Raw genomic sequence first — 1,515 nt, 5'->3', positions numbered from 1 at the left:
AGTACGGGTACTGGTACACCTTGCACTTCTTCTTCCCGGTGTTCGTGACCGTGATCAGAAGGTGCCTGATGGACTTGCCCTCCCCGTCCTCGCTCGTGACCGAGAACGCCAGGTCCTCAACGGCACACGCGGCAACGGTGGCACCGCCGCCGTTGCCGGCCCCGCCGCCCGGGCTGCCCGAACCGCCGCCCGGCTTCGCCGAAGCCGTCGCACTCGCTTTCGGCGAGCTCGTCGCACTCGCCTGCGGCGAGCCCGTCGCGCTCGGCCGGTCCGAAGGCTTGGGGTCGCCCGGTCCATCGCCCCCGTTCGGCCCGCAGGCTGTGGACGCGAGCAGCAGCGCGCCGAGAGCGGCCGCGGCCGCCGCCTTCCTGATTACGTCGTTTCCCATGGTCAACAGAGCCCCCTGTGTGGTGTGCTTCGAACTACACGACCTGTACGCATGCCAGACGTCATCAGGTTGCATGCGGGTCGAAAAAGTTCTGGCATCGATGGGGGCGGCATGACGGAGGACGAGTTCGACGCGTTCTACGCGTCGGCGTTCCCGCGGATCGTCGGCCAGGTGTACTCCTTCACCGGTGACCACGGGCAGGCCCAGGACGTTGTCCAGGAGGCTTTCGTACGGGCCTGGGACCGGCGGCGCGACTTCCTGGCCACCGAGGCCCCGGAAGCCTGGATCCGCACCGTCGCGATGCGTCTCGCGGTCAGCAACTGGCGACGGGCGCGGCGTTGGCTGGAGCTCGTGCGCCGCACCCCGCCGCCCGATCACGTCCCGGGCCCCGGCCCCGAGCACGTGGCCCTCGTCGCGGCGCTGCGACAGCTCCCGGAGCCCCAGCGCCTGGCGATCGTGCTGCACCACCTGTGTGACCTCAGCGTGGAGCAGGTAGCCTCCGAGACCGGCGCCCCGACCGGTACGGTCAAAGCCCGCCTTGCGCGCGGCCGGGCAGCCCTCGCGAAGCTGCTGCCGGCCACCGAGGTCGGCGTAGCGGGCGGGAGTGGCGAGACCAAGGAGGACGACCGTGGCTGACAACCTCTCCTCCGCCCTGCGCGAGCTGGCCGACAGCGCCGGCAGGCCCGCCCCCACGACGGGCGCGGAGGTCCGCCGCCGGGCCGCCTCCCGTCGGCGCCGCCGGCACGCCGCCCTCGCGGGCGGCACCGCCGTGGCGGCCGCGTCCCTCGTGCTGGGCCTGACCGCGCTCTTCGGCGACCCGGATTCCCCTCGGCCGCCGGCCCCGCCCGCCGTCTCCCCCACTGCGCCCTCCCCCATCGCCCCCTCGACCAGTGCGCCGTCGGCCACTGCGCCCTCGACCACTGCACCGTCGGCCAGTGCGCCCGCCCCCAGTACGCCCTCCGCCACCGCGCCCGCCACCGCGCCCGACACCGTTGCCGCGTGTGCCGTGGGCGACCTGGCGTTCTCGGTCACGAGCGAGGACGGGGAGGGCAAGTCCATCAGGCACCTTCTGATCACGGTCACCAACACCGGGAAGAAGAAGTGCAAGGTCTACCAGTACCCGTACC

3 protein-coding genes are annotated in these 1,515 nt (G+C 72.4%); 2 read left to right on the top strand and 1 reads right to left on the bottom strand.

Annotation, left to right across the window (positions count from 1 at the left end):
* A partial coding sequence (locus AB0O21_RS40430) for a DUF4232 domain-containing protein (RefSeq protein WP_365181017.1) occupies nt 1–388 on the bottom strand: 388 nt, incomplete at its 3' end.
* Between the two features lie 111 nt (nt 389–499).
* Here AB0O21_RS40430 and AB0O21_RS40425 point away from each other — a divergent pair.
* Nucleotides 500–1,024, top strand: a complete 525-nt coding sequence (locus AB0O21_RS40425; protein ID WP_365181015.1) for a SigE family RNA polymerase sigma factor — start codon at nt 500–502, stop codon at nt 1,022–1,024.
* The coding region (locus tag AB0O21_RS40420) for a DUF4232 domain-containing protein (protein WP_365181012.1) at nt 1,017–1,515 on the top strand (499 nt) is incomplete at its 3' end. The genes AB0O21_RS40425 and AB0O21_RS40420, both read left to right, overlap by 8 nt.

Origin of the sequence: Streptomyces sp. NPDC091371 (genome assembly GCF_040684275.1) — a bacterium.
Classification (GTDB): domain Bacteria; phylum Actinomycetota; class Actinomycetes; order Streptomycetales; family Streptomycetaceae; genus Streptomyces.
The sequence above is the reverse complement of the archived record's forward strand: the minus strand, read 5'-3'. Positions and strand labels throughout refer to the sequence as shown.

Coding starts and splice junctions, on each gene's coding strand:
- AB0O21_RS40425 (WP_365181015.1), top strand. CDS start 500: ATGACGGAGGACGAGTTCGACGCGTTCTACGCGTCGGCGTTCCCGCGG.